This window comes from Saccharomonospora sp. NB11 (genome assembly GCF_015910535.1).
Lineage (GTDB): Bacteria > Actinomycetota > Actinomycetes > Mycobacteriales > Pseudonocardiaceae > Saccharomonospora.
The window spans coordinates 36,009-57,676 of sequence record NZ_JACBJG010000011.1; the positions used below are offsets into that span (position 1 = coordinate 36,009).

Annotated in this window: 26 protein-coding genes; 22 read left to right on the plus strand and 4 right to left on the minus strand. The window is 67.4% G+C overall.

The window, feature by feature from the left end; genetic code table 11:
- Nucleotides 1-101 precede the first annotated feature (101 nt).
- Complete coding sequence (rpmE, locus tag JAV51_RS16430; RefSeq protein WP_197321625.1) at nt 102-314, plus strand: 50S ribosomal protein L31; 213 nt, start codon at nt 102-104, stop codon at nt 312-314.
- 106 nt (nt 315-420) lie between these two features.
- Nucleotides 421-1,497: a peptide chain release factor 1 gene (gene prfA / locus JAV51_RS16435; protein ID WP_197321626.1), complete on the plus strand. Its 1,077-nt coding sequence runs from the start codon at nt 421-423 to the stop codon at nt 1,495-1,497.
- Nucleotides 1,498-1,531: 34 nt separating this feature from the next.
- On the opposite strand, the gene JAV51_RS16440 is transcribed toward prfA, so the two are convergent.
- Nucleotides 1,532-2,302: an alpha/beta fold hydrolase gene (locus JAV51_RS16440; RefSeq protein WP_197321627.1), complete on the minus strand. Its 771-nt coding sequence runs from the start codon at nt 2,300-2,302 to the stop codon at nt 1,532-1,534.
- Between the two features lie 52 nt (nt 2,303-2,354).
- Between JAV51_RS16440 and JAV51_RS16445 the strand changes: the two genes are divergently transcribed.
- The 14 genes from JAV51_RS16445 to JAV51_RS16510 all read left to right on the plus strand — a co-directional run bounded on the left by JAV51_RS16445 (nt 2,355) and on the right by JAV51_RS16510 (nt 13,971).
- Nucleotides 2,355-2,705 (plus strand): MerR family transcriptional regulator, encoded by a 351-nt coding sequence (locus tag JAV51_RS16445; RefSeq protein ID WP_197321732.1) that lies wholly within the window; start codon nt 2,355-2,357, stop codon nt 2,703-2,705.
- A gap of 34 nt (nt 2,706-2,739) precedes the next feature.
- Entirely contained in the window at nt 2,740-3,603 is an 864-nt protein-coding gene (gene prmC / locus JAV51_RS16450; protein ID WP_197321628.1) for a peptide chain release factor N(5)-glutamine methyltransferase, read from the plus strand.
- Between the two features lie 47 nt (nt 3,604-3,650).
- Entirely contained in the window at nt 3,651-4,301 is a 651-nt protein-coding gene (locus tag JAV51_RS16455; protein WP_197321629.1) for an L-threonylcarbamoyladenylate synthase, read from the plus strand.
- A 70-nt stretch (nt 4,302-4,371) separates the two neighbouring features.
- Nucleotides 4,372-5,535, plus strand: a complete 1,164-nt coding sequence (locus tag JAV51_RS16460; protein ID WP_307845908.1) for an MraY family glycosyltransferase — start codon at nt 4,372-4,374, stop codon at nt 5,533-5,535.
- Between the two features lie 84 nt (nt 5,536-5,619).
- Nucleotides 5,620-6,168: a hypothetical protein gene (locus JAV51_RS16465; RefSeq protein WP_197321631.1), complete on the plus strand. Its 549-nt coding sequence runs from the start codon at nt 5,620-5,622 to the stop codon at nt 6,166-6,168.
- 203 nt (nt 6,169-6,371) lie between these two features.
- Complete coding sequence (gene atpB, locus JAV51_RS16470) at nt 6,372-7,154, plus strand: F0F1 ATP synthase subunit A (protein WP_197321632.1); 783 nt, start codon at nt 6,372-6,374, stop codon at nt 7,152-7,154.
- Nucleotides 7,155-7,270: 116 nt separating this feature from the next.
- On the plus strand, nt 7,271-7,510 hold the full coding sequence (locus tag JAV51_RS16475) for a F0F1 ATP synthase subunit C (protein ID WP_005458740.1): 240 nt from the start codon (nt 7,271-7,273) through the stop codon (nt 7,508-7,510).
- 47 nt (nt 7,511-7,557) lie between these two features.
- Entirely contained in the window at nt 7,558-8,094 is a 537-nt protein-coding gene (locus tag JAV51_RS16480; RefSeq protein WP_197321633.1) for a F0F1 ATP synthase subunit B, read from the plus strand.
- 7 nt (nt 8,095-8,101) lie between these two features.
- Nucleotides 8,102-8,923 (plus strand): F0F1 ATP synthase subunit delta, encoded by an 822-nt coding sequence (locus JAV51_RS16485; RefSeq protein WP_197321634.1) that lies wholly within the window; start codon nt 8,102-8,104, stop codon nt 8,921-8,923.
- Nucleotides 8,924-8,986: 63 nt separating this feature from the next.
- A complete protein-coding gene (gene atpA / locus JAV51_RS16490) occupies nt 8,987-10,633 on the plus strand; it encodes a F0F1 ATP synthase subunit alpha (RefSeq protein WP_197321635.1) in 1,647 nt (548 codons plus the stop codon).
- Nucleotides 10,634-10,643: 10 nt separating this feature from the next.
- Nucleotides 10,644-11,579: a F0F1 ATP synthase subunit gamma gene (locus JAV51_RS16495; protein ID WP_197321636.1), complete on the plus strand. Its 936-nt coding sequence runs from the start codon at nt 10,644-10,646 to the stop codon at nt 11,577-11,579.
- A 3-nt stretch (nt 11,580-11,582) separates the two neighbouring features.
- Nucleotides 11,583-13,016 carry a F0F1 ATP synthase subunit beta gene (gene atpD, locus JAV51_RS16500; RefSeq protein WP_197321637.1) on the plus strand — a complete coding sequence of 478 codons (1,434 nt, stop codon included), beginning with the start codon at nt 11,583-11,585 and terminating at the stop codon, nt 13,014-13,016.
- Between the two features lie 130 nt (nt 13,017-13,146).
- Nucleotides 13,147-13,512 carry a F0F1 ATP synthase subunit epsilon gene (locus tag JAV51_RS16505; RefSeq protein ID WP_197321638.1) on the plus strand — a complete coding sequence of 122 codons (366 nt, stop codon included), beginning with the start codon at nt 13,147-13,149 and terminating at the stop codon, nt 13,510-13,512.
- Between the two features lie 24 nt (nt 13,513-13,536).
- Complete coding sequence (locus tag JAV51_RS16510; protein ID WP_197321639.1) at nt 13,537-13,971, plus strand: DUF2550 domain-containing protein; 435 nt, start codon at nt 13,537-13,539, stop codon at nt 13,969-13,971.
- Nucleotides 13,972-14,013: 42 nt separating this feature from the next.
- On the opposite strand, the gene JAV51_RS16515 is transcribed toward JAV51_RS16510, so the two are convergent.
- Nucleotides 14,014-14,586 carry a cob(I)yrinic acid a,c-diamide adenosyltransferase gene (locus JAV51_RS16515; RefSeq protein WP_197321640.1) on the minus strand — a complete coding sequence of 191 codons (573 nt, stop codon included), beginning with the start codon at nt 14,584-14,586 and terminating at the stop codon, nt 14,014-14,016.
- 182 nt (nt 14,587-14,768) lie between these two features.
- Here JAV51_RS16515 and murA point away from each other — a divergent pair, with 182 nt between their 5' ends.
- Complete coding sequence (murA, locus tag JAV51_RS16520; RefSeq protein ID WP_197321641.1) at nt 14,769-16,052, plus strand: UDP-N-acetylglucosamine 1-carboxyvinyltransferase; 1,284 nt, start codon at nt 14,769-14,771, stop codon at nt 16,050-16,052.
- A 111-nt stretch (nt 16,053-16,163) separates the two neighbouring features.
- Here the strand turns inward: murA and JAV51_RS16525 are convergent, their stop codons facing one another.
- Complete coding sequence (locus tag JAV51_RS16525) at nt 16,164-16,787, minus strand: LysE family translocator (protein ID WP_197321642.1); 624 nt, start codon at nt 16,785-16,787, stop codon at nt 16,164-16,166.
- Nucleotides 16,788-17,177: 390 nt separating this feature from the next.
- Here JAV51_RS16525 and ehuB point away from each other — a divergent pair, with 390 nt between their 5' ends.
- From ehuB to JAV51_RS16550, 5 genes are read left to right on the plus strand one after another with little or no spacing between them, the layout of a single operon-like run.
- Nucleotides 17,178-18,086: an ectoine/hydroxyectoine ABC transporter substrate-binding protein EhuB gene (ehuB, locus tag JAV51_RS16530; protein ID WP_231642446.1), complete on the plus strand. Its 909-nt coding sequence runs from the start codon at nt 17,178-17,180 to the stop codon at nt 18,084-18,086.
- 23 nt (nt 18,087-18,109) lie between these two features.
- A complete protein-coding gene (gene ehuC / locus JAV51_RS16535) occupies nt 18,110-18,820 on the plus strand; it encodes an ectoine/hydroxyectoine ABC transporter permease subunit EhuC (RefSeq protein ID WP_197321643.1) in 711 nt (236 codons plus the stop codon).
- Nucleotides 18,817-19,479: an ectoine/hydroxyectoine ABC transporter permease subunit EhuD gene (ehuD, locus tag JAV51_RS16540; protein WP_197321644.1), complete on the plus strand. Its 663-nt coding sequence runs from the start codon at nt 18,817-18,819 to the stop codon at nt 19,477-19,479. Before ehuC ends, ehuD begins: the two co-directional genes overlap by 4 nt.
- Nucleotides 19,480-19,507: 28 nt before the next feature.
- Complete coding sequence (ehuA, locus tag JAV51_RS16545; RefSeq protein WP_197321735.1) at nt 19,508-20,272, plus strand: ectoine/hydroxyectoine ABC transporter ATP-binding protein EhuA; 765 nt, start codon at nt 19,508-19,510, stop codon at nt 20,270-20,272.
- Between the two features lie 58 nt (nt 20,273-20,330).
- Nucleotides 20,331-21,104: an enoyl-CoA hydratase-related protein gene (locus JAV51_RS16550; RefSeq protein ID WP_197321645.1), complete on the plus strand. Its 774-nt coding sequence runs from the start codon at nt 20,331-20,333 to the stop codon at nt 21,102-21,104.
- 16 nt (nt 21,105-21,120) lie between these two features.
- Here JAV51_RS16550 and JAV51_RS16555 read toward each other — a convergent pair whose 3' ends face one another.
- Entirely contained in the window at nt 21,121-21,657 is a 537-nt protein-coding gene (locus JAV51_RS16555; RefSeq protein WP_197321646.1) for an NUDIX hydrolase, read from the minus strand.
- Nucleotides 21,658-21,668: the final 11 nt, after the last annotated feature.

The window sequence follows — 21,668 nt, forward strand, 5'->3', positions numbered from 1 at the left end:
GGCTCGTCTGTCCCTCTGGCAGACTTGTTCCGCTGACGTCCGGCTCCGGTTCACCCCACGCGGTGGCGTGGGGATCCGGCGGCCATCTGAGAGAGGACACCATGAAGAGCGGTATTCACCCTGACTACCACGTCACCACGGTGACCTGCGGTTGCGGCAACTCGTTCACCACCCGCAGCACCGCCGCGTCCGACTCGATCCACGTCGAGGTCTGCTCGAACTGCCACCCGTTCTACACGGGCAAGCAGAAGATCCTCGACACCGGTGGTCGGGTGGCGCGCTTCGAGGCTCGCTACGGCAAGCGCAAGAAGTAGCTTCGTGGACGGCGCTCGCTCCCTGCTCGATCGCAGGAGCGGGCGCCGTTTCGCGTTCTCGGTGCAGCCGTGTCGGTGAGGTAGGCGTTCGAGGAAGGTAAGGGCCGTGGAGTCGGAAGCACTGCGAGGGTTGCTCGACGAGTACGCCGAGCTCGAGGAGCAGTTGGCGGACCCGGCCGTGCACGCCGATCAGGCCCGCGCCCGCAAGCTGGGGCGTCGTTACGCCGAGCTGGCGCCGGTCGTGAAGACGGTCAACGAGCTGGAGTCCACTCGATCCGACCTCGCGGCGGCGCGGGAACTGGCGTCCGAGGACGAGTCGTTCGCCGAGGAGGCCGACCGGCTGGCCGAGCGCATCCCCGAGCTGGAGGCTCGACTGACCGAGTTGCTGCTTCCCCGCGACCCGTACGACGGCTCCGACGTCGTGATGGAGATCAAGTCGGGGGAGGGCGGCGAGGAATCCGCCCTGTTCGCCGGTGATCTGCTGCGCATGTACCTGCGGTTCGCCGAGCGGCAGGGCTGGACGACGGAGATCCTCGACGCCACGCCCTCCGACCTCGGCGGCTACAAGGACGTCACGGTGGCCGTCAAGAGCAAGGGGACCGACCCCGACGGAGTGTGGTCACGGCTCAAGTTCGAGGGTGGCGTGCACCGGGTGCAGCGCGTGCCCGCGACCGAGTCGCAAGGCCGCATCCACACCTCGGCCGCCGGTGTGCTGATCTATCCGGAGCCGGAGGAGATCGAGGTCGAGATCGACCCGAACGACCTGCGTATCGACGTCTTCCGGTCGTCGGGGCCCGGTGGGCAGAGCGTGAACACCACCGACTCGGCGGTGCGGGTCACCCACCTGCCCACCGGCATCGTGGTGTCGTGCCAGAACGAGAAGTCGCAGATCCAGAACCGGGCTCGCGCCATCCAGGTGTTGCAGGCGCGGTTGCAGGCGCTCGCCGAGGAGGAGGCGGCGGCCAAGGCCGCCGACGCTCGACGCTCGCAGGTGCGGACGGTCGACCGGTCGGAGCGCGTGCGTACCTACAACTTCCCGGAGAACCGGATCTCCGACCACCGCGTCAACTACAAGGCCTACAACCTCGATCAGGTGCTGGACGGGGAACTGACGGGCGTGCTGGACGCGCTCCGCGCCGCCGACCGGGAGGAACGCATGGCCCGGGCGCAGTCGAAGGGCTGAACGGGCGCCGTCCTCGGCCAAGAAACTCGCGCCATCAGCGCGACTCCCGCAGGAAGTCGGTCACGACCTGCGACCACTCGTCCGGGGCCTCCGCGCCGATGATGTGTCCGCAGTCGATCTCCGCGAGCCGCGCTCCGGGGATGCCGCGGGCGAGTTCGCGTCCCAGGTCGGCGCTGACGAGCTGGTCGCGAGTGGTGGTCACGACGAGCGTCGGCACGCTGATGCGGGGCAGCTCGGCCCGCGTGTCCACGGAGGCGACCAGGTCGACGTGCTCCCGGCTGCCGGGCGGGATCGTCGCGGCGAGGTCGTCGACCGCGCTCTCCAGAGCCTCGGGAGTGAGTTCGGCCAGCCGCACCGGGTCCGTGGCCGCGTAAGTGAGGAACCTCGCCAGGGTCCGGCGGTCACCGTCGAGCAGGTGACGCCAGAGGTCGACGGCGAGCCGCATGCGGTTGTCGAGCCGGGCGAACCCGGCCGTGAGGACGAGGCCCGTGACCCGCTCGGGGTGGCGGGTGGCCGCCCGGACGGCGACCGCGGTGCCCAGCGAGTACCCGAACACGGTGAACCGCTCCGCCCCCTCGCGCACGGCCGTGGCCACGAGCGCGTCGGCGAGACCGTCGAGACTCAGGGGCTCGGGGCTGCGCGGCGTCGCACCGCTGCCGGGGTAGTCGACGCCGATCACCGTGTGGGTGCGGGCCAGCTCGTCGATCAGCGGACCGAAGTTGGCCCGTACCTCGCCGCCCGCGCCGTGAGCCAGCAGCAGCGCGGGTCCGGAGCCCTTGGTGGTCGTCGCGAAATTCTCGATCATGATGCGACGTTAAGGGTTGACATCGGTGACAAGGTCAAGTTCGGAGAGCGGTGTGCTGATCGGTGAGTTGTCCGCCCGCACGGGAGTGAGCGCCCGGCTGTTGCGGTACTACGAGTCCAAGGGGCTGCTTCGCGCGCGGCGGGAAGCCAACGGGTATCGCGTCTACGACGAGGACGCGGTCACGCGGGTGCGGCAGATCAAGGCGTTGCTCGACGCGGGCCTGCCCACGGAACGCATCCGAGAGGTGCTCCCGTGCGCGCGGGGCGAGAAACCCGACCTCGACATGTGCCCGCAGTTGCGCGAGCTGCTGGCCAGGCAGCTTCGCGCCCTCGACGAGGACATCGAGAGGTTGCGACACAATCGGACGAGGTTGGCGAATCTGACGGGTGACGTCCGGGTCTGACCACACGTCAGGGTCATGTGCAAGTCTTGACGCCGTGAAGAGACTGCCCCTGCGACTGGCGCTGTTGGAGGCTGCTCGAATCCTGGAGGAGGCCGGCGTCGAGTCCCCGAGGACCGAGGCCGAGCTCATCGCCGCCCATGTGCTGGGCGTCGACCGTGGACGGCTGCCGCTGGTTCCGCTCGTCGATCCGCCCGTCGTGGACGCCATCAGCCGAGTGGTCAACGAGCGCGCCACGCGGGTTCCGCTCCAGTACCTGCTCGGTGGAGCGACGATGGGGGACATCAGTGTGCGGGTCGGCCCCGGCGTGTTCGTGCCCCGACCGGAGACCGAGCTGCTGCTGGAGTGGGGGCTGAAGCTCGTGAAGGGGCGCGAGTACCCCGTGGTCGTGGACCTGTGCACCGGATCGGGAGCGTTGGCTCTGGCGGTGGCGCACGCTCGACCCGATGCCGTCGTGTACGCGGTGGACAACGATCCCGACGCGCTCGCCTGGGCACGCCACAACGCGGACCTTCGGGCGGAGGCCGGTGACACACCGATCCGCCTCTACTCCGGCGACGTGACCGACGACACGGTGTTCGCCGAACTCGACGGCCTCGTCGACCTCGTGCTCTGCAACCCGCCGTACGTGCCGCAGGGCACGCCCGTGCCGCCCGAGGTGGCCGACTACGACCCGCCCCAGGCGGTCTTCGCCGCCCACGGTGGGCTGGAGGTGATCCGGCACGTCGTGACGATGGCGGCCCGACTGCTCAAGCCCGGCGGCGGCGTCGCCATCGAGCACGACGACACCCACGCCCACGCCGTTCCCCCGCTGCTGGAGGCACGGCGAGTGCTCACCGACGTCACCGATCACAAGGACCTCGCCGGTCGACCGCGTTTCGTCACCGCTCGCCGGGCCTGACCGCCGGGGCGCGATGTCGACATTCGGCATCGCTAAGCTTGGCGCGCATGAGCGCGGTGTACGACTGCGGCGAGCCGCAGACGAGGTCCGACGGATTGCGAGCCGCGGTGTCGGCGGCCCGATCCGGCAGACTCGTGGTCTTCCCGACGGACACCGTCTACGGAATCGGTGCCGACGCGTTCGACCCGGAAGCCGTGGCGGCGCTCCTGCGAGCCAAGAATCGAGGACCGGACATGCCGGCCGGTGTCCTCGTGGGCTCCTGGTCCACGATCGACGGTCTCGTGCTCGGGCTCTCCCGGCACGCACGAACCCTCGTCGAGGCGTTCTGGCCCGGCGACCTCTCGATCGTCGTCCCGCACGCGCCGAGTCTGCAGTGGAACCTCGGGTCAACCCGCGGCACCGTGATGCTGCGCATGCCGTTGCACCCGGTGGCGCTGGAGCTGCTCCGGGAAGTCGGCCCCATGGCGGTGTCGAGTGCCAACGTGTCCGGGCAACCGCCCGCGTCGGACGCCGAGGAGGCGCGGCGGCAGTTGGGCGAGTCCGTCGCGGTCTACCTCGACGGAGGGCCGAGCGGCGATCCCGTGCCATCGACCATCGTGGACCTCACGGGTGACCGTCCCTCGTTGTTGCGGGAGGGCGCGGTGAGTGCCGAGGCGGTGTCGGAGGCCCTGGGCATGGAGATCGGCCGGGAACAGTGAGCGAGAACAGTAGCGGTACGGTTGCGCACTGTGAACCACCCGTTTGTGTCTTGCGGAGGGTGACGCGGTCGTGAACTCCGCCGCCCCCACCGGCCTCCCCATTCGCGAGTACCTGCTCGTCGCTCTCGTCTCCGCTGCCCTGACCTACCTGCTGACCGCTGTGGTGCGGCGTTTCGCCATCAAGGTGAAGGCCGTCGCCGTCCCGCGTAAGCGCGACGTCCACGTCGTCCCGATTCCGAGGATGGGCGGCGTCGCGATGTACTTCGGCGTGGTGGGCGGCATGGCCCTGGCCCACCAGCTCCCGGTCCTGCGGCGCGCCTTCGAGTACTCCTACGATCCCGTCGCCGTCCTCATCGGCGGCGGGGTGATCGTGTTGATCGGTGCCCTCGACGACCGGTTCGAGATCGATGCCTGGACCAAACTCGCCGGTCAGGTGCTGTGCGCGGGCATCCTGGTTCTGTTCGGGGTGCAGTGGGTCTCGCTGTGGGTGCCGTGGGGCGGTGACGCGGACGCCGTCGGCAACGTGCTGATGTTCGACCGCAACCAGGGCGGGCTGCTGGTCGTGTTGTTGGTCGTGGTCATGGTCAACGCCATGAACTTCGTCGACGGCCTCGACGGTCTCGCGAGCGGTCTCGGCCTGATCGCCGCCGCGGCGACGTGCACGTTCACGCTCTGGCTGCTGCACTCCTCCGGTGGGGAGGTGAGCACCTACCCGCCGGCGCTCATCGCCGCGACCCTCGCCGGTGCGTGTCTGGGCTTCCTGCCGCACAACTTCCAGCCCGCGAAGATCTTCATGGGCGACTCGGGCTCGATGATGATCGGTCTCATGCTGGCGGCGGCGAGCACGTCGGCGTCGGGGCGGATCGTGTACACGTCGTTCGACGCCACCGACGTCGTCGCCCTGCTCTCGCCGTTGTTCGTGGTGGCGGCGGTGCTCTTCCTGCCGTTGCTCGACCTGGTGCTGGCCGTGGTCCGTCGCACGCGCCGTGGTGAAAGCCCGTTCGCGGCGGACAAGATGCACCTGCACCATCGGCTCCTGGAGATCGGGCATTCGCAGCGCCGGGCCGTGCTGCTCATCTACCTGTGGGCCGCGTTGCTCGCCTTCGGGGCGGTCGCGGTGGCGATGTTCGACACCGCCGCGGTGTTCTGGATCACCTGTGCCGGGTTGATCGTCGCGGCTTTGATCTCGTTCGTCCCGCGGCTGCGCCGCCAGCGACAGAAGAGCACGACCTAGCCTCACCTAGGCTGGGGCACGACCAGGGCGAACGAGGAACCGAGCGGGTCGACCGTCGAGGTCGACCGAAGGGTTAGAGGCGAGATGAACGCAGTGGACGGTGGCGCGGAGGAGAAGGCCGAGAAGGCCGTCGACCCGACGTCCGACGCCAAGTCCGACGTCGAGTCCGACGCCGTCGCCGCCGAGCTCCGCGCGGAACACGCGAAGTCGGTGTACGCGCTCGCCGACGCGATGCTGCGGTGGGGACTTCGACTGTCCCTGCCGCTGGTGCTCCTCACGGTGGGGGTGTCGACCATCTCGGTCGGACAGCCGGGCCTGGTGGGAGCCGGGTTCGGGGCGGCACTCGGCTACGGGTCCTCGCTCGTGACCATCACGATGATGCGCATCGCGGCCACTCGCCCGCCGAGTGCGCTGATGAGCCTGGCGCTCGGTGGCTATGCCATCAAGATGGGCGCGTTGTTGGTGGTCATGCTGCTGTTGCGCGACGTCGACACGTTCTCGCGGCCCGCGTTGGCGTTCGGGATGTTGACGACGGTCGTCGCATGGGCGGGAGCGGAGGTGGTCGCCTTCCGGACCACCAAGACACCGACACTCGTCGTCGCCCGTTCGGCGCAGAGCACTACTCGCGAGTAGGGCATACGTCCCGAACGGGGGGCTGAGAAGTACGCCCGTACGGTATGCCTGAGTAGCCCCTGGTATCGTCCGCGGCAAGGTCCCATTCCCCTAGCGGGGATGCCCTGCACAGTGTCGGATCTGTATCCGGTACGTTAAGTCCAGGTTTGTGACGATTCCCCCGGCGGAGTGAACGCCGGCCGGGAGAACCGGAAGGAGCCCAGTTGGGCGCGCTGGTAGTAGCCGCAGGTGACGAATTCACACCGCCGACGGCAGAGGCCTTCAATCTGCCGGCAATCTTCGGCTGGGTCACGAAACCCATGCTGCTTGCCGTGCTCTCGGTCGTCATCATCGTGGCCTTCTTCCTGCTGACCACCAGGAAGATGAGCGTCGTCCCGGGCAAGGGGCAGTTCCTCGTCGAATCGCTCTACGACTTCGGGCGCAACAACATCGCTCGTGAGCAGATCGGCGCGAACGACTTCCTCCGCTTCGTGCCACTGGTGCTGAGCCTGTTCACCTTCATTCTGGTGAACAACCTCTTCGGGCTCGTGCCGATCCTGCAGTTCCCGACGATGTCGCACATCGGGTTCCCGCTGGCGCTCTCGGTGCTGGTGGTCTACCCGGTCTACCACTACGCCGGTATCCGGAAGCACGGGCTCGGCGGCTACCTGCGGAACCAGTTGGTCCCGCCCGGTGCCCCGAAGTTCGTCTACATCCTGCTGACGCCGATCGAGTTCTTCACGAAGTTCGTGATGAACCCGATCACCCTGGCGATTCGAGTTTTCGCCGCCATGTTCGCGGGCCACCTGCTGATCATGCTCTTCGGTATCTCGGCCGAGTACCTGCTGCTGCATGGCGAGGGCCTGTTGAAGGCGATTTCCGCGTTCTCGTTCGCGGGTGCCTTGGCGATCACGTTCATCGAGGCGCTCATCATGGTGATCCAGGCGTTCATCTTCGCGTTGTTGTCGGCCAACTACATCGGGGCGGCTCTCGCCGACGAGCACTGAGTCGACCCATAAGACCGACGGACGGCCTACGCGAAGGTGACGTCCGTTCAACCCCAAGGCAAATGCTCCGTTAACCGAACACGGACGAAGTTGGAAAGGGAAATCACGTGAGCTCCATGCTTCTTGCCCAGCAGGCCGCCGAGACCGACATCAACGCGGGTCTCGCCGTCATCGGCTACGGCCTCGGTGCCATCGGTGGTGGTATCGGCGTGGGCATGATCTTCTCGTCGGTCATCAGCGGCACCGCCCGTCAGCCGGAGGCCCAGGGCAAGCTGATGAACATCGGCTTCACCACGTTCGCCCTCGTCGAGGTGCTCGCGCTGCTCGGGTTCGTGCTCTTCTTCCTCGCGGGCTGACGTCCCTCCACCGACTGCTTGAGTAACCAGACGAAGTGGAGACGGCGATGATTCTGGCGCAGGAAGAGTACAACCCTGTTCTTCCGCACACCTCCGAGATCATCATCGGTCTTATCGCTTTCCTCCTCCTGCTGTTCGTCATGACGAAGTTCGTCAAACCGCGCTTCGAGAAGCTGTACGAGGAGCGGGCAGCCAAGATCGAGGGCGGCATCGAGAAGGCCGAGAAGGCTCAGGCCGAGGCGGAGCAGGCGCTGGCGCAGTACAAGGCGCAGCTCGCCGAAGCGCGGAGTGAGGCGGCCAAGATCCGCGACGACGCGCGGGCCGAGGCCGAGCAGATCAAGGAAGAACTGCGGGCACAGGCCGAGGAAGAGGCGCGACGCATCGTCGCGCAGGGTGAGGCGCAGTTGCAGGCCCAGCGGGCCCAGCTGGTCGCCGAGCTTCGAGAGGATCTCGGACGCAACGCCGTCCTGCTTGCCGGGCGGATCGTGGGCGAGTCGCTCGAGGACGAGGCGCGGCGCCGTGGCACTGTCGACCGGTTCCTGAGTGAGCTCGAAGCCAGTGGTGCGGCCGGAGCAAGGAAGTAGGGCCTAGATGACGCTGCATGCTGCGAGTCGCGAGGCTCTGAGCTTCGCCGAGACCCGTCTCGACGGAGTACTCGGCGACGCGGGCGCCGATCCGTCCGCAGTCGGGGAGGAGCTGCTCTCCGTGGTGGATCTGCTCACCAGGGAGATCGGGTTGCGGCGGGCCGTGTCGGACGGTTCGTCGGACCCCGAGACCCGCAAGCAGCTGGTCGCCTCCCTGCTGCGGGACAAGCTCTCGGCCCCCGCGCTGTCGGTGCTCGAAGCCGTGGTGGGTGCACGGTGGTCGAACCCCCGGGAACTGGTGGACGGCCTCGAACACCTCGGCTTCACCGCGCTGCTCGCCGGCGCGGAGAAAGCGGGCAAACTGAGCGCTGTCGAGGACGAACTGTTCCAGTTCGCTCGTATCCTGGACGACAGCCCTGAACTGGAGAGGGCGCTGTCCGACCGGACGGCGCCCACCGAGGCCAAGCGCGGTCTCACTCGCCAGCTCGTCGCGGACAAGGTCGACCCGATCACCAAGGTGCTGATCGAGCAGGCCGTCATCCGCCCGAGGGGTCGCAGTGCCGCACACGGTGTCGACCGGCTGGTCGAGCTGGCCGCGGCCCGCAACGGCCGTTCCGTGGCGCAGGTCAGAAGCGCCACGCAGTTGACGGACGAGCAGCGGGAGCGGCTCTCGAGCCAGCTTGAGCGGCTCTACGGGCGGCCGATCGCGTTGCACGTGGCCCTCGATCGCTCGCTGGGCGCCGGCCTGGTGGTCCGGGTCGGCGACGAGGTGATCGACGGCAGTGCCGCCGGCAGGCTGGAAGCCCTCCGCAGGCAACTGGCCGGGTGAGCGAGTCGGCGACATGACACATACTTTGCACACTGGCAAGAACGAAGTGAGAGCGGGAACGACATGGCGGAGCTGACGATCTCCTCGGATGAGATCGCCAACGCGATCGAGAACTACGTCTCGAGTTATTCCCCGGACGTGAGCCGGGAAGAGGTCGGCGTCGTCGTCGACACCGGCGACGGTGTTGCCCACGTCGAAGGCCTGCCGGGCACCATGGCGAACGAGCTGCTGGAGTTCCCCGGCGGCATTCTCGGCGTCGCGCAGAACCTCGACCCGCGCGAGATCGGTGTCGTCATCCTCGGTGACTTCGAATCGATCGAGGAGGGTCAGGAGGTCAAGCGCACCGGCCAGATCCTCTCGATCCCGGTCGGCGAGGGCTTCCTCGGCCGTGTCATCGACCCGCTCGGCAAGCCGATCGACGGCCTCGGCGATATCGAGTCCACGGAGCGCCGCGCGCTGGAGCTGCAGGCGGCCTCGGTGGTGGAGCGGCAGCCGGTCGGTGAGCCGCTGCAGACCGGTATCACGGCGATCGACGCGATGACCCCCATCGGTCGCGGTCAGCGTCAGCTGATCATCGGTGACCGCAAGACCGGTAAGACCGCCGTCTGCGTCGACACGATCATCAACCAGAAGGCCAACTGGGAGAGCGGCGACCCGAAGAAGCAGGTTCGCTGCATCTACGTCGCCGTCGGCCAGAAGGGTTCGACGATCGCCTCCGTGCGCAAGTCGCTGGAGGACGCGGGCGCGATGGAGTACACGACCATCGTCGCCGCTCCGGCCTCCGACTCGGCCGGCTTCAAGTGGCTCGCCCCGTACTCGGGCTCCGCGCTCGGCCAGCACTGGATGTACCAGGGCAAGCACGTCCTGATCGTGTTCGACGACCTCACCAAGCAGGCCGAGGCCTACCGTGCGATCTCGCTGCTGCTGCGTCGTCCGCCGGGTCGTGAGGCGTTCCCCGGTGACGTCTTCTACTTGCACTCGCGTCTGCTGGAGCGTTGCGCGAAGCTGTCGGACGAGCTGGGTGGCGGCTCGCTGACCGGTCTGCCGGTCATCGAGACGAAGGCCAACGACATCTCGGCCTACATCCCCACCAACGTCATCTCGATCACCGACGGGCAGTGCTTCTTCCAGTCGGACCTCTTCAACTCGGGTCAGCGGCCCGCCGTCGACGTCACCACCTCGGTGTCGCGAGTCGGTGGTGACGCGCAGATCAAGGCCATGAAGACGGTGTCCGGTTCGCTGCGGATCGACCTGTCGCAGTACGAGGAACTGAAGGCGTTCGCCGCCTTCGCCTCGGACCTCGACGCCGCGTCGAAGGCCCAGCTCGACCGTGGTGCTCGCCTGTACGAGCTGCTCAAGCAGCCGCAGTACTCGCCGGTGCCCGTGGAGCAGCAGGTCCTCACGGTGTTCCTCGGCACGAAGGGTCACTACGACGACGTGCCGATCGAGGACACCGCGCGGTTCAACGCGGAGCTGATGGAGCACATCCGTCACAAGCACGACGACATCCTTTCCTCGATCCGTGAGACCGGTAAGTGGTCCGACGAGATCGCGGAGCGGGTCGCGTCCGTCACCGCGGAGTTCAAGAAGAGCTTCACGACGTCCGAGGGCAAGTCGCTGGTCGGCGACGAGACCGTGGACCCCATGGACGCCGACAAGGTCGGTCAGGAGTCCGTGAAGGTGCACCGTCCCGCGGCTGTGAAGAAGTAGGGCGCGACTGATGGCCGCTCAGCTTCGTGAGCTCCGGCAGAAGGTCCGGGCAACCAAGTCGATCGGGAAGATCACGAAGGCGATGGAACTCATCGCCACGTCCCGCATCAGCAAGGCGCAGGCACGGGTCGAGGCGTCGCGCCCCTACGCCACGGAGATCACCAAGGTGCTCTCCGCATTGGCCGGGGCGAGCACGAGCCTCGACCACCCGTTGCTGGTCGAGCGCCCGAACCCCTCCCGGGTGGCGGTGCTGGTGGTCACCAGTGACCGGGGTCTGGTCGGTGGCTACAACGCCAACGCGCTGCGGGCGACCGAGGAGCTGCTTGCCCTGCTCCGTGAGCAGGGCAAGGACCCACAGCTCTACGTGATCGGTGGCAAGGGCGTGAACTACTACCGCTTCCGCGAGCGCGAGATCGCGGGCAGCTGGACCGGGTTCTCGCAGCAGCCGCATTACGAGAATGCCGCCGAGGTGGGCGACACGCTGGTGAAGGCGTTCCTCGCGGGAGCTGACGACTCGGGCACCAACCCGGGTGCGGACGGCGTGCTGGGTGTGGACGAACTGCACATCGTCTACACCGAGTTCCGTTCGATGCTCACGCAGACTCCGGTCGCGCGTCGCATCGCTCCGCTCGAGGTCGAGTACACCGAGGAGGCTCCCACGGGCATTCCTCCGGCGTACGAGTTCGAGCCGAGTGCCGAGCAGTTGCTTGCAGCGCTGCTGCCGAAGTACATCAACACGCGGATCTACGCGGCGTTGCTGGAGTCGGCGGCATCCGAACTGGCGGCTCAGCGCAACGCCATGAAGTCGGCGTCGGACAACGCCCAGGAGCTTGTCGAGACGTACACCCGACTGGCGAACCAGGCCCGCCAGGCCCAGATCACCCAGGAGATCAGCGAAATCGTCGGTGGGGCGGACGCGCTCGCCGCCACAGGAAGTGATGTGTAAGCCATGACTGCCGTGCAAGACACAGCAACCGCGGCCAAGGGGCGGATCGTCTCCGTGACCGGGCCGGTCGTCGACGTCGAGTTTCCCCGTGGCGCGGTGCCGAACCTGAACAACGCCCTCAAGGTCGAGATCACGTTCGAGGAGCTCCGCAAGACCGTCACCCTCGAGGTGGCGCAGCACCTCGGCGACAACCTCGTCCGGACCATCTCGCTCCAGCCGCAGGACGGCCTGGTGCGGGGTGCCGAGGTCATCGACACCGGCGCGCCGATCTCGGTGCCGGTCGGTGACAAGGTCAAGGGTCACGTCTACAACGCGCTCGGCGAGTGCCTCGACGAGCCCGGCTACGGCCAGGACCTGGAGCGGTGGAGCATCCACCGCAAGCCCCCGGCGTTCGACCAGCTCGAGGGTAAGACCCAGATGCTGGAGACCGGCCTGAAGGTGATCGACCTGCTCACCCCGTACGTGCAGGGTGGCAAGATCGGTCTGTTCGGTGGTGCCGGTGTGGGCAAGACGGTGCTCATCAAGGAGATGATCACCCGTGTCGCCAAGAACTTCGGTGGTACGTCGGTGTTCGCCGGTGTCGGCGAGCGCACCCGTGAGGGCACGGACCTCTTCCTGGAGATGAGCGAGGACGGCGTCATCAACGACACCGCGCTCGTGTTCGGGCAGATGGACGAGCCGCCCGGCACCCGTATGCGGGTGGCGCTGTCCGCGCTGACGATGGCGGAGTACTTCCGCGACGTCCAGAACCAGGACGTGCTGCTGTTCATCGACAACATCTTCCGGTTCACCCAGGCCGGTTCCGAGGTGTCGACCCTGCTCGGTCGTATGCCGTCGGCTGTGGGTTACCAGCCGACGCTGGCCGACGAGATGGGTGTGCTCCAGGAGCGCATCACCTCGACCCGAGGCCGGTCGATCACGTCGATGCAGGCGATCTACGTGCCCGCCGACGACTACACCGACCCCGCTCCGGCGACGACGTTCGCCCACCTGGACGCCACCACCGAGCTGTCGCGTTCGGTGTTCCAGAAGGGCATCTTCCCGGCCGTGGACCCGCTGGCCTCCAGCTCCACGATCCTCGACCCGGCCATCGTCGGCGAGGAGCACTACCGGGTCGCCTCCGAGGTCATCCGAATCCTGCAGAAGTACAAGGAACTGCAGGACATCATCGCGATCCTCGGTATGGACGAGCTGTCGGAAGAGGACAAGCTGACCGTCAACCGGGCCCGCCGCATCGAGCGGTTCCTGTCGCAGAACATGCTGGTGGCGGAGACGTTCACCGGTATTCCGGGTTCGACGGTGCCGCTGTCGGAGACGGTCGAGGCGTTCGACAAGATCGCCAAGGGCGACTTCGACCACTACCCGGAGCAGGCGTTCCTGGGTATCGGTGGCCTCGACGACCTTGAGAAGAAGTACAAGGAAATCACCGGCAAGTGAGTTCCGTGAGCGACGGGGTGACGTCCACTGTGGATGTGGCCCCGTCGTTCGTGTATCACGGGTGCGACCGCCTCTCGGTGGCCCCGGGCTACACTGGGCGGAACGCGCGTGAGGCATGAAGGAGAGCTACGTGGCTGAGATGTCCGTCGAGCTGGTGGCCGTCGAACGCCGCCTGTGGTCGGGGACGGCCAAGTTCGTCGCCGCGCAGACCACCGAAGGCGAGATCGGCATCCTGCCCGGTCACGAGCCGGTGCTGGGTCAGCTCGTCGAAGGTGGAATCGTCAAGGTGACCACCACGGACGGCGAGACCGTGACAGCGGCCGTGCACGGCGGCTTCCTGTCGGTGACGGCCGACGCGGTCAGTGTGCTCGCGGAGTCGGCCGAGCTTGGCGAGGAGGTCGACGTCGAGGCGGCGCGCCGCGCGCTCGCCGAGGAGGACGCGACCGAGCGCGCCAGGGCCGCGGCCCGGCTTCGAGCGGCTGGTCAATCGGTCTGACCGGGAAACAAGCGGGAGCCGACCATGGACATCGCCACGCTGGTCCTGGCACTCCTGCTCGTGCTGCTCGCCGTCGCGGCGGCCTACGCGCTGCGCTGGGTTTTCATGCGCCGTCACGGCGGAGTCAGTGTGGCTCTGCGGTGGCAACCGGACCGCGAGAAGTCCGGATGGCACCTCGGCGTCGGCCGCTACCGCGGTGAGGAGTTCGTCTGGTATCGCGTGTGGAGTCTGCGGATCGGGCCGAGCCGCGTGTTCTACCGGGACACGCTCCACATCGTCACTCGTCGCGACCCGGTGGGTACGGAGTCCTATGCCGTCCCACCGGGTTCTCGCGTTCTGCGCTGTCGTCCCGGCGACGACGAACCCATCGAGATCGCGATGGGGCCAGGCGCGCTGACCGGGTTTCTGTCGTGGTTGGAGTCCGCGCCACCCGGTCGCAAACTTCCTCGCGCCAGTTGAGCGTCGTCCCGCGCGTCGAGCATGGGTGCGGCGAGCGCGGTGTCAGCGTTCGCCGCCCGGCTTCCACAACACGTCGCCGTCCGGGTTGGCCACTCTGGCGAGGATGAACAGCAGATCCGAGAGCCGGTTGAGGTAGGTGACGGCGATCGGGTTCGTGCCGTCCGGGTCGGCCTCCACCAGCGCCCACGCCGATCGTTCCGCGCGGCGGGCCACCGTGCGGGCCTGATGCAACAGCGCGGCGCCCGGGGTCCCACCCGGAAGGATGAACGAGTTCAGTTTGCCGACCCGCTCGTTGAACTCGTCGCACCAACCTTCGAGTCGGTCGACGTAGTCCTGCGTGATCCGCAACGGCGGGTACGGGGGATCGGCCACCACCGGCGTGCTGAGGTCGGCGCCCACGTCGAACAGGTCGTTCTGCACCGTACGGAGGACCGTCGTGAGTTCCTCGGGCAGCGAGCCCAACGCGATGGCCACGCCCACGACGGAGTTGGTCTCGTCGACGTCGGCGTAGGCCCCGAGGCGAGGGTCGGTCTTCGCCACCCGCGTTCCGTCGCCCAACGCCGTCGTACCGTTGTCGCCGACCCGGGTGTACACGCGGTTGATCCGTACGGACATGGCGGCAGTCTACGGCCCGCTGCCGCCGGAGGCACCGGCCACATCGAGATGTGACCATGGTCGGTGGCGACCTATCGTCGCGTGGTGGCCGAATGTTTCACGATGAGCGATCTTGTGACCGGGTTGGTCGCTAACGTGCCCCAGCGCACACGCTGTGACCGAGCCCGGCATGATGGGCGACCATGAGCGAGCACTTCGACGTGTACGGCGGTGCGCGTCTGGTCGGCGAGGTCGAGGTTGTCGGTGCCAAGAACAGCGTTCTGAAGCTGATGGCAGCAGCGCTGCTCGCCGAGGGAACCACCACGATCCGTAACTGCCCGCAGATCCTGGACGTGCCGCTGATGGCGGACGTGCTGCGCAGTGTGGGCTGCACGGTCGAGATGGACGGCGACGTCACGCGCATCACCACGCCTGCCGAGTTGTCCCACCGCGCGAACACGCCTGCGATGGGCAAGTTGCGCGCGTCCGTGTGCGTCCTCGGGCCGCTGGTCGGGCGGCTGAAGCGCGCGGTCGTCGCGTTGCCGGGCGGGGATGCCATCGGTTCGAGGCCGTTGGACATGCACCAGAACGGGCTGCGCAAGCTGGGGGCCACGAGCACGATCGAGCACGGTTGTGTCGTCGCCGAGGCCGAGGGGCTGCACGGCGCGCAGATCTGGCTCGACTTCCCGAGCGTGGGAGCCACCGAGAACATCCTGATGGCCGCGGTGCTCGCGAAGGGCACCACGGTGATCGACAACGCGGCCCGCGAACCCGAGATCGTCGACCTCTGCACGATGCTGACGGAGATGGGGGCGCGCATCGAGGGCGCGGGGACGTCGACGCTGACGGTCGAGGGCGTCGACGAACTGCACCCCACGGAGCACTACGTGATCGGCGACCGCATCGTCGGCGCCACCTGGGCGTTCGCCGCGGCGATGACACGCGGCGACGTCACGGTGACGGGCGTGGACCCGCACCACCTCGATCTCGTGCTGGACAAGCTGCGGCTCGCGGGAGCCGACGTCACGACGTACGACGACAAGGGCTTCCGCGTCGTGCAGGAGGATCGGCCGAAGGCGGTCGACTTCGTGACGCTGCCGTACCCGGGTTTCGCGACCGACCTGCAGCCGTTCGCGGTGGCGCTGTCGTCGGTGTCCGAGGGCACGTCGATGATCACTGAGAACGTCTACGAGGCGCGGTTCCGGTTCATCGAGGAGATGGTGCGGCTCGGGGCGGACGCCCGGACCGACGGGCACCACGCCGTCGTGCGCGGTGTCGAGCGGCTGTCGAGCGCACCGGTGTGGGCGTCCGACATCCGCGCGGGTGCGGGGCTCGTGCTGGCGGGACTCTGCGCGGAGGGCGTCACCACGGTGTGGGACGTCTTCCACATCGACCGCGGTTACCCGGCGTTCGTCGAGAACCTCAACCGCCTGGGCGCGCGCGTCGAGCGCGTGGAGGGCGAACCGGAGAACGCCGACTCCGAGTGATCGTCGCCGGACGTCGTCCCCCGCGTCTTGCGCACGCATGTCGGCGTCCTGTGATCGGAAGTCCGCGCCCTGCGATGCGAACTCGCGTGCGTGGGGCGCGGACACGCTGGATCAGCTTTGGAAGGCCAGCGCGGCGCCGAAGCCGATGAGCGTGGTGCCGGTGGCCGCGTCGAGTGCCCGGCGCACGCTCCTGCGCTGCAACCACACCCTCACCGAGTGCACGAAGGCCACGAGCGCAAGCTGCCAGATCGCGCCCAGCACCGCGACCGTGTACGCCAGCAGCAGTGTGTCGGTGAGCGAGTTGTGCACGGGGTCTATGAACTGGGGCAGTACCGAGAGGTACAGCGCGAGGACCTTCGGGTTCGTGACGTTGGAGAGCAGTCCTTCCCGATAGCGCCGGAACGCGCCGTGCTGCGCGCCCGCACCGTCCATCGCCGCGTAGTCGCCACGGCGTGCCGACCGCAGCGCCTGGACACCGAGGTAGCAGAGGTAGACCACGCCGAGCCAGCGGAGCGTGTGGAAGGCGACCTGCGACTGCACGATGACGGCGCCGAGGCCGAACGCGACGGCCGTGCCCTGGACGACGTTGCCGGTCGCGATGCCGGCTGTCGCCATGAGTCCGCCCCGGAAGCCACCGGTGAACGAGTTCTTGAGCGTGACGACGGTGTCCGGCCCGGGAGCAAGGACCACGAAGATCACCAGAACGAGGTAGCTGGTGTAGGTACTCCAGGTCACGTCGCACTAGCGTAACCGGAAACGCACGGTCTTCGATCTCGCACTCTGCGTGCGACGCGACGAGCGCGGCGCGAGCCCTGGTACCGAGTGGTGCGACATCGCGTGGTCCGCGTCGTTGAGCTGGCAAATCATGGGTACAGACATACCGTCGGTATAGGGACTGTGCGCCGTCGGGAGTTGATGTGAATCACGGAAATCGCTTTCGACGTCGTCGCTGATTATGGGTGGTTTCGCCGTTTCGGCGTCTCGCCGGGTTGATCTCTATCTGATAACGGACCGTCACCACGGTTTTGACCCGATCGGGCGGAGCACCTACGTTCGGTAACCATGTGAAGGAATGATCGTTCGCCCGAGTCGGCGAACAGACCCCAGGGATAGAAGGGTGCGATCATGGCTCAGGGTGAGTGGGCACAGCGGGCTTTGTCCCGGCGTTCTGCCCTGAAAGCAGCGCTCGTCGTCGGGGCCACCGCAACACTCGCGGCGGCGTGCACCGAGGCGCCGCAGACCGGTTCCCAGGGGGGTGGAAACACACTCCAGAGGCTTCGCGACGCCGGCACCGTTCGAGTCGGTATCGCAGGCGAGATCCCGTACGGGTTCACTCAGGACGGTAAGGTGACCGGTGAGTCGCCCGAGGTCGCCAAGGCCGTCTTCTCCGCCATCGGTGTCCCCAACGTCGAGGCACAGCAGGTCGAGTTCGGACAGTTGATCCCCGGCCTGAACGCGGGGCAGTACGACATGGTCGCCGCCGGTATGGCGATCCTGCCCGAGCGGTGTCAACAGGCGCAGTTCTCGGCCGTCGACTACGTCACCAACACCGCGTTCCTCGTGCCGGCGGGCAATCCCGAGGGCGTCAACAACTTCGAGGACGTCAAGGCCAAGGGCGTCAGCCTCGCCGTGCTCTCCGGCACGATCGAGCAGCAGGTCGCCAAGTCGCTGGGCATCGCCGACGTGCAGACCTACGGCGGTCAGGCCGACATGGTGCAGGCGTTGCAGGCAGGCCGTGCCTACGCGGGTGCGCTCACCGACATCTCGCTGCGTGCCCTGCTCGAACAGAATCCCGACTCGGGGCTGGAGATCACCGAGGGTTTCGTGCCGGTGGTCGACGGCAAGGAGCAGTTGCAGGCCGGTGGTTTCGTGTTCCGCAAGGGTGACGACGACCTCGTCAACGCCTTCAACCAGGAGTTGCAGAAGCTGCACGAGGACGGCCGGTGGCTGGAGATCGTCCGGCCCTTCGGCTTCACGGAGGACAACCTGCCGCCCGCGGACGTGACCACAGAGAAGCTCTGCTCGGGGGAGTGAGGGCCGGAAGGCGGTAACTCACGATGTTCGACGACGTACCCCACTTCGTCTCCGTCATCGCCGACGGTCTCCTGGTCACGGTCCAGGCGACCGTCGGCGGCATCATCCTGGCGACGGTGTTGTCGTTCGTGGCGGGGCTCGCGATCTTGTCCCGCCGGATCGTCGTACGGACGATCGCCCGGATCTACATCGAGGTGTGGCGGGGCACGTCGGAGGTCGTGCAGCTCTTCTGGCTGTACTTCGTGCTCCCGGTGCTGACCGGGTTCCAACTGCTGCCGTTGTGGGCCGGCATCCTCGTCCTCGGGTTGAACTTCGGTGCCTACGGTGCGGAGATCGTCCGCGGCTCCGTGCAGGCGGTGCCGAAGGAGCAGCACGAGGGCGGCGTGGCGCTGAACTTCACCCCGGCGCAGCGGATGCGGCGCATCGTCCTGCCGCAGGCGCTGGTGGAGATGGTGCCACCGTTCAACAATCTCTTCATCCAGTTGCTCAAGGGCACGGCGCTGCTGACCTTCATCACGGTGCCCGAGATGACCCATCAGGCCACCGTCATCCTCGTGCCCGCCTTCACCGGTGAGGTGGCGCTGATCTTCACGATCCTGCTGCTGTTCTACCTCGTTCTGTCCATTGTGATCACTTTCGTGATGCGGATGTTGGAGCGCTGGGCGGCGCGCAAGGTCGGGAGAACTCCGGCCAAGCGTGACGAGGCGATCGCGACCGGTGGAGGTGTCGCGTGAACTCCACGTGGGACTGGGACTTCGCCTTCGCGGTGTTGCCCGCCATCCTCGAAGGTCTGCTGGTGACGCTGCAGGCCACCGTCCTCGGCGCGCTGCTCGCGTACGTGCTCGGGCTCGTGTTCGCCCTGCTGCGGCGCTCGCCGATCCGTGTGATCAGCACCGTCGTGTGGCTGATCATGGAGTTCATCCGTAGTACGCCACTGCTCGTGCAGTTGTTCTTCCTGTTCTACGTGTTGCCACTCGTGGGGGTCACGCTCTCCCCGATGGTGACGGGTGTCCTGGGGTTGGGGCTGCACTACGCGACGTACACGGCGGAGGTGTACCGGGCGGGCATCGAGGCCGTCCCGAAGGGGCAGTGGGAGGCCGCCACGGCGCTGAGTCTGCCGACGCGTCGCGTCTGGACGGCAGTGGTGCTGCCACAGGCGATTCCGCGGGTTCTGCCCGCGCTCGGCAACTACACGATTTCGATGTTCAAGGAGACACCGCTGCTGTTGGCGATCGGTGTGCTCGACATCGTGGGAGCGGCGGAGGAGGAGGCGTCCCTGGCATTTCGGTACGTCGAACCGATCACTATTGCCGGGATTTTGTTCCTCCTGTTGAGTTACCCTGCCTCCCTACTCGTTCGATACTTGGAGCGTCGTTTTGGACTCGCACAGTGATCCGTCGGCCCGTCCCGCGTCCGACGTGATGATTCGCTTCGACCAGGTGGTGAAGAAGTTCGGCGACAACGTCGTGCTCCGCGATCTGAGTTTCGATGTCGACCCCGGAGAATTCGTGACGTTGATCGGGCCGAGCGGGTCCGGCAAGACGACGATCCTGCGTCTGTTGATGACGTTGGAACGTGTCAACGGTGGCACGATCCAGGTGGGCGGCGAATATCTCTCACACATGGAGAAGGGCGGCAAGCTCGTTCCCGCCGACGAGAAGTACCTGCGTCGCGTACGCAAGCGGATCGGCATGGTGTTCCAGCAGTTCAATCTGTTCCCGAACATGAAGGTGCTGCAGAACATCACCGAGGCGCCGATCCGTGTGCTCGGGATGTCGCGGGACGAGGCGGAGGCGAAGGCCCGGTCGCTGCTGGAGATGGTGGGGTTGAGCGACAAGGTCGACGCCCACCCGTCGCAGCTCTCCGGCGGGCAGCAGCAGCGGGTGGCCATTGCGCGGGCGCTGGCCATGGAACCGGAGGTCCTGCTCCTCGACGAGGTGACCTCCGCGCTCGACCCGGAGCTGGTCGCCGGGGTTCTCGCGGTGCTGCGCGAGATCGCCGAGACCACCGACATCACCTTCCTGTGCGTGACCCACGAGATGCAGTTCGCACGGGACGTGTCGGACCGCGTGATGATGTTCGACAGTGGTCAGGTCATCGAGGACGCCGAGCCCGAGAAGCTCTTCACCGACCCCTCGCACCCGCGGACGCGGGAGTTCTTGCACGCGGTGCTCGACCGGGCCTGAGCGGCTCGGCGGTTCCGACTCGCTTGGTGTGGGGCCCGTGCGGGGCTACGGTCACAGCATGGGTGACTACGAGCACGTCCTCGTCAAGCGGGAGGACGACACCGTCACGATCACCATGAACCGCCCGGCGCGGCGCAACTCGTTGTCGGAGCCGCACCTGCGGGAGCTGCTCGCGGCCTTCACCGAGGCCGGGGAGTCGAGCGCCACCGGCATCGTGCTGGCCGGGGCGGGGCCGGTGTTCTCGGCCGGACACGACTTCGCCGACGTCGCGGCGCGTGATCTCACCGGGGTCCGAGACCTGCTTCGGTTGTGCACTGACGTCATGCGCACCGTGCAGTCGGTGCCCCAGGTGGTGCTCGCGCGGGTCCACGGTCTCGCGACGGCGGCGGGGTGTCAGCTTGTGGCGTCGTGTGACCTCGCCGTCGCCGCGGAGTCGGCGGGGTTCGCGTTGCCGGGCGGGAAGGGCGGCTGGTTCTGCCACACTCCGGCCGTTCCGGTGGCCCGTGCGGTCGGTCGCAAGCGACTCATGGAGCTGGCGCTGACCGGTGACCCGATCGATGCCGCGACGGCGCTCGACTGGGGACTGGTCAACCGGGTGGTGCCGGACGAGGAGCTGGACCGAGCCGTGGCCGACCTGCTGGCGAGGGCCACTCGCGGGAGCCGTGCGTCGAAGGCGTTGGGCAAGCGGACGCTGTACGCCCAGCTCGACCGGCCCGAGAGCGACGCCTACGCGCTCGCCGTGGAGGTCATGGCCTCGGCCTCGCAGTTGCCCGGTGCGCGTGAGGGAATGGCGGCGTTCCTGGAGAAGCGGCACCCCGAGTGGCCCGACTGAGTCGGCCGTCGTGGGGTCAGGTGTTGCGCTTCTCCCACAGCAGCAGGAGCGCGTAGGCGGCGACGGACTGCGCGTCGGTGATCTCGCCTGTGGTGATCATGCGCTCCACCTCGGTGCGGTCGAACCACTCCGCTCGCATGTCCTGTTCCTCGTGTTCGCGGTCCGGTTCGCCCTCGGAGAGGTCGGTCGCGAGGTACACGCGGCCACGCTGGCTGCTCAGTCCCGGGGCGACGTCCAGCAGCCCGATCTCGACGAGCGAGCCCGCCGACAACCCGGTCTCCTCCCGCAACTCGCGGGCGGCGAGTTCCGCGGCGGGCAGCGACACCCGGTCGGGAGCGGTGCCCTGAGGGAACTCCCAGCGTCGCAGCCCGAGCGGGTAACGGAATTGTTCGACGAGTTTCATCTTGTCGCCGTCGAGCGGAATGACGAGGGCGTAGTCGGGCTTGTCCACGACGCCGTAGATTCCGTCGGAGCCGTCCGGCCTGCGAATCCGGTCCTCACGCACCGTCATCCAGTTGTTGGCGTACACCTCGCGTGAGTCGAGTCTCTTCATTCGCACCATTC

Bases quoted from the DNA above. Each gene is read 5' to 3' on its own strand.
- atpD (WP_197321637.1), top strand. From the start codon at position 11,583: ATGACTGCCGTGCAAGACACAGCAACCGCGGCCAAGGGGCGGATCGTC.
- JAV51_RS16465 (WP_197321631.1), top strand. From the start codon at position 5,620: ATGAACGCAGTGGACGGTGGCGCGGAGGAGAAGGCCGAGAAGGCCGTC.
- JAV51_RS16495 (WP_197321636.1), top strand. From the start codon at position 10,644: ATGGCCGCTCAGCTTCGTGAGCTCCGGCAGAAGGTCCGGGCAACCAAG.
- ehuA (WP_197321735.1), top strand. From the start codon at position 19,508: ATGATTCGCTTCGACCAGGTGGTGAAGAAGTTCGGCGACAACGTCGTG.
- atpA (WP_197321635.1), top strand. From the start codon at position 8,987: ATGGCGGAGCTGACGATCTCCTCGGATGAGATCGCCAACGCGATCGAG.
- ehuB (WP_231642446.1), top strand. From the start codon at position 17,178: ATGGCTCAGGGTGAGTGGGCACAGCGGGCTTTGTCCCGGCGTTCTGCC.
- JAV51_RS16515 (WP_197321640.1), bottom strand. From the start codon at position 14,586: ATGTCCGTACGGATCAACCGCGTGTACACCCGGGTCGGCGACAACGGT.
- JAV51_RS16510 (WP_197321639.1), top strand. From the start codon at position 13,537: ATGGACATCGCCACGCTGGTCCTGGCACTCCTGCTCGTGCTGCTCGCC.
- ehuC (WP_197321643.1), top strand. From the start codon at position 18,110: ATGTTCGACGACGTACCCCACTTCGTCTCCGTCATCGCCGACGGTCTC.
- murA (WP_197321641.1), top strand. From the start codon at position 14,769: ATGAGCGAGCACTTCGACGTGTACGGCGGTGCGCGTCTGGTCGGCGAG.
- JAV51_RS16485 (WP_197321634.1), top strand. From the start codon at position 8,102: ATGACGCTGCATGCTGCGAGTCGCGAGGCTCTGAGCTTCGCCGAGACC.
- JAV51_RS16440 (WP_197321627.1), bottom strand. From the start codon at position 2,302: ATGATCGAGAATTTCGCGACGACCACCAAGGGCTCCGGACCCGCGCTG.
- JAV51_RS16550 (WP_197321645.1), top strand. From the start codon at position 20,331: ATGGGTGACTACGAGCACGTCCTCGTCAAGCGGGAGGACGACACCGTC.
- JAV51_RS16455 (WP_197321629.1), top strand. From the start codon at position 3,651: ATGAGCGCGGTGTACGACTGCGGCGAGCCGCAGACGAGGTCCGACGGA.
- JAV51_RS16480 (WP_197321633.1), top strand. From the start codon at position 7,558: ATGATTCTGGCGCAGGAAGAGTACAACCCTGTTCTTCCGCACACCTCC.
- JAV51_RS16555 (WP_197321646.1), bottom strand. From the start codon at position 21,657: ATGAAGAGACTCGACTCACGCGAGGTGTACGCCAACAACTGGATGACG.
- JAV51_RS16475 (WP_005458740.1), top strand. From the start codon at position 7,271: ATGCTTCTTGCCCAGCAGGCCGCCGAGACCGACATCAACGCGGGTCTC.
- rpmE (WP_197321625.1), top strand. From the start codon at position 102: ATGAAGAGCGGTATTCACCCTGACTACCACGTCACCACGGTGACCTGC.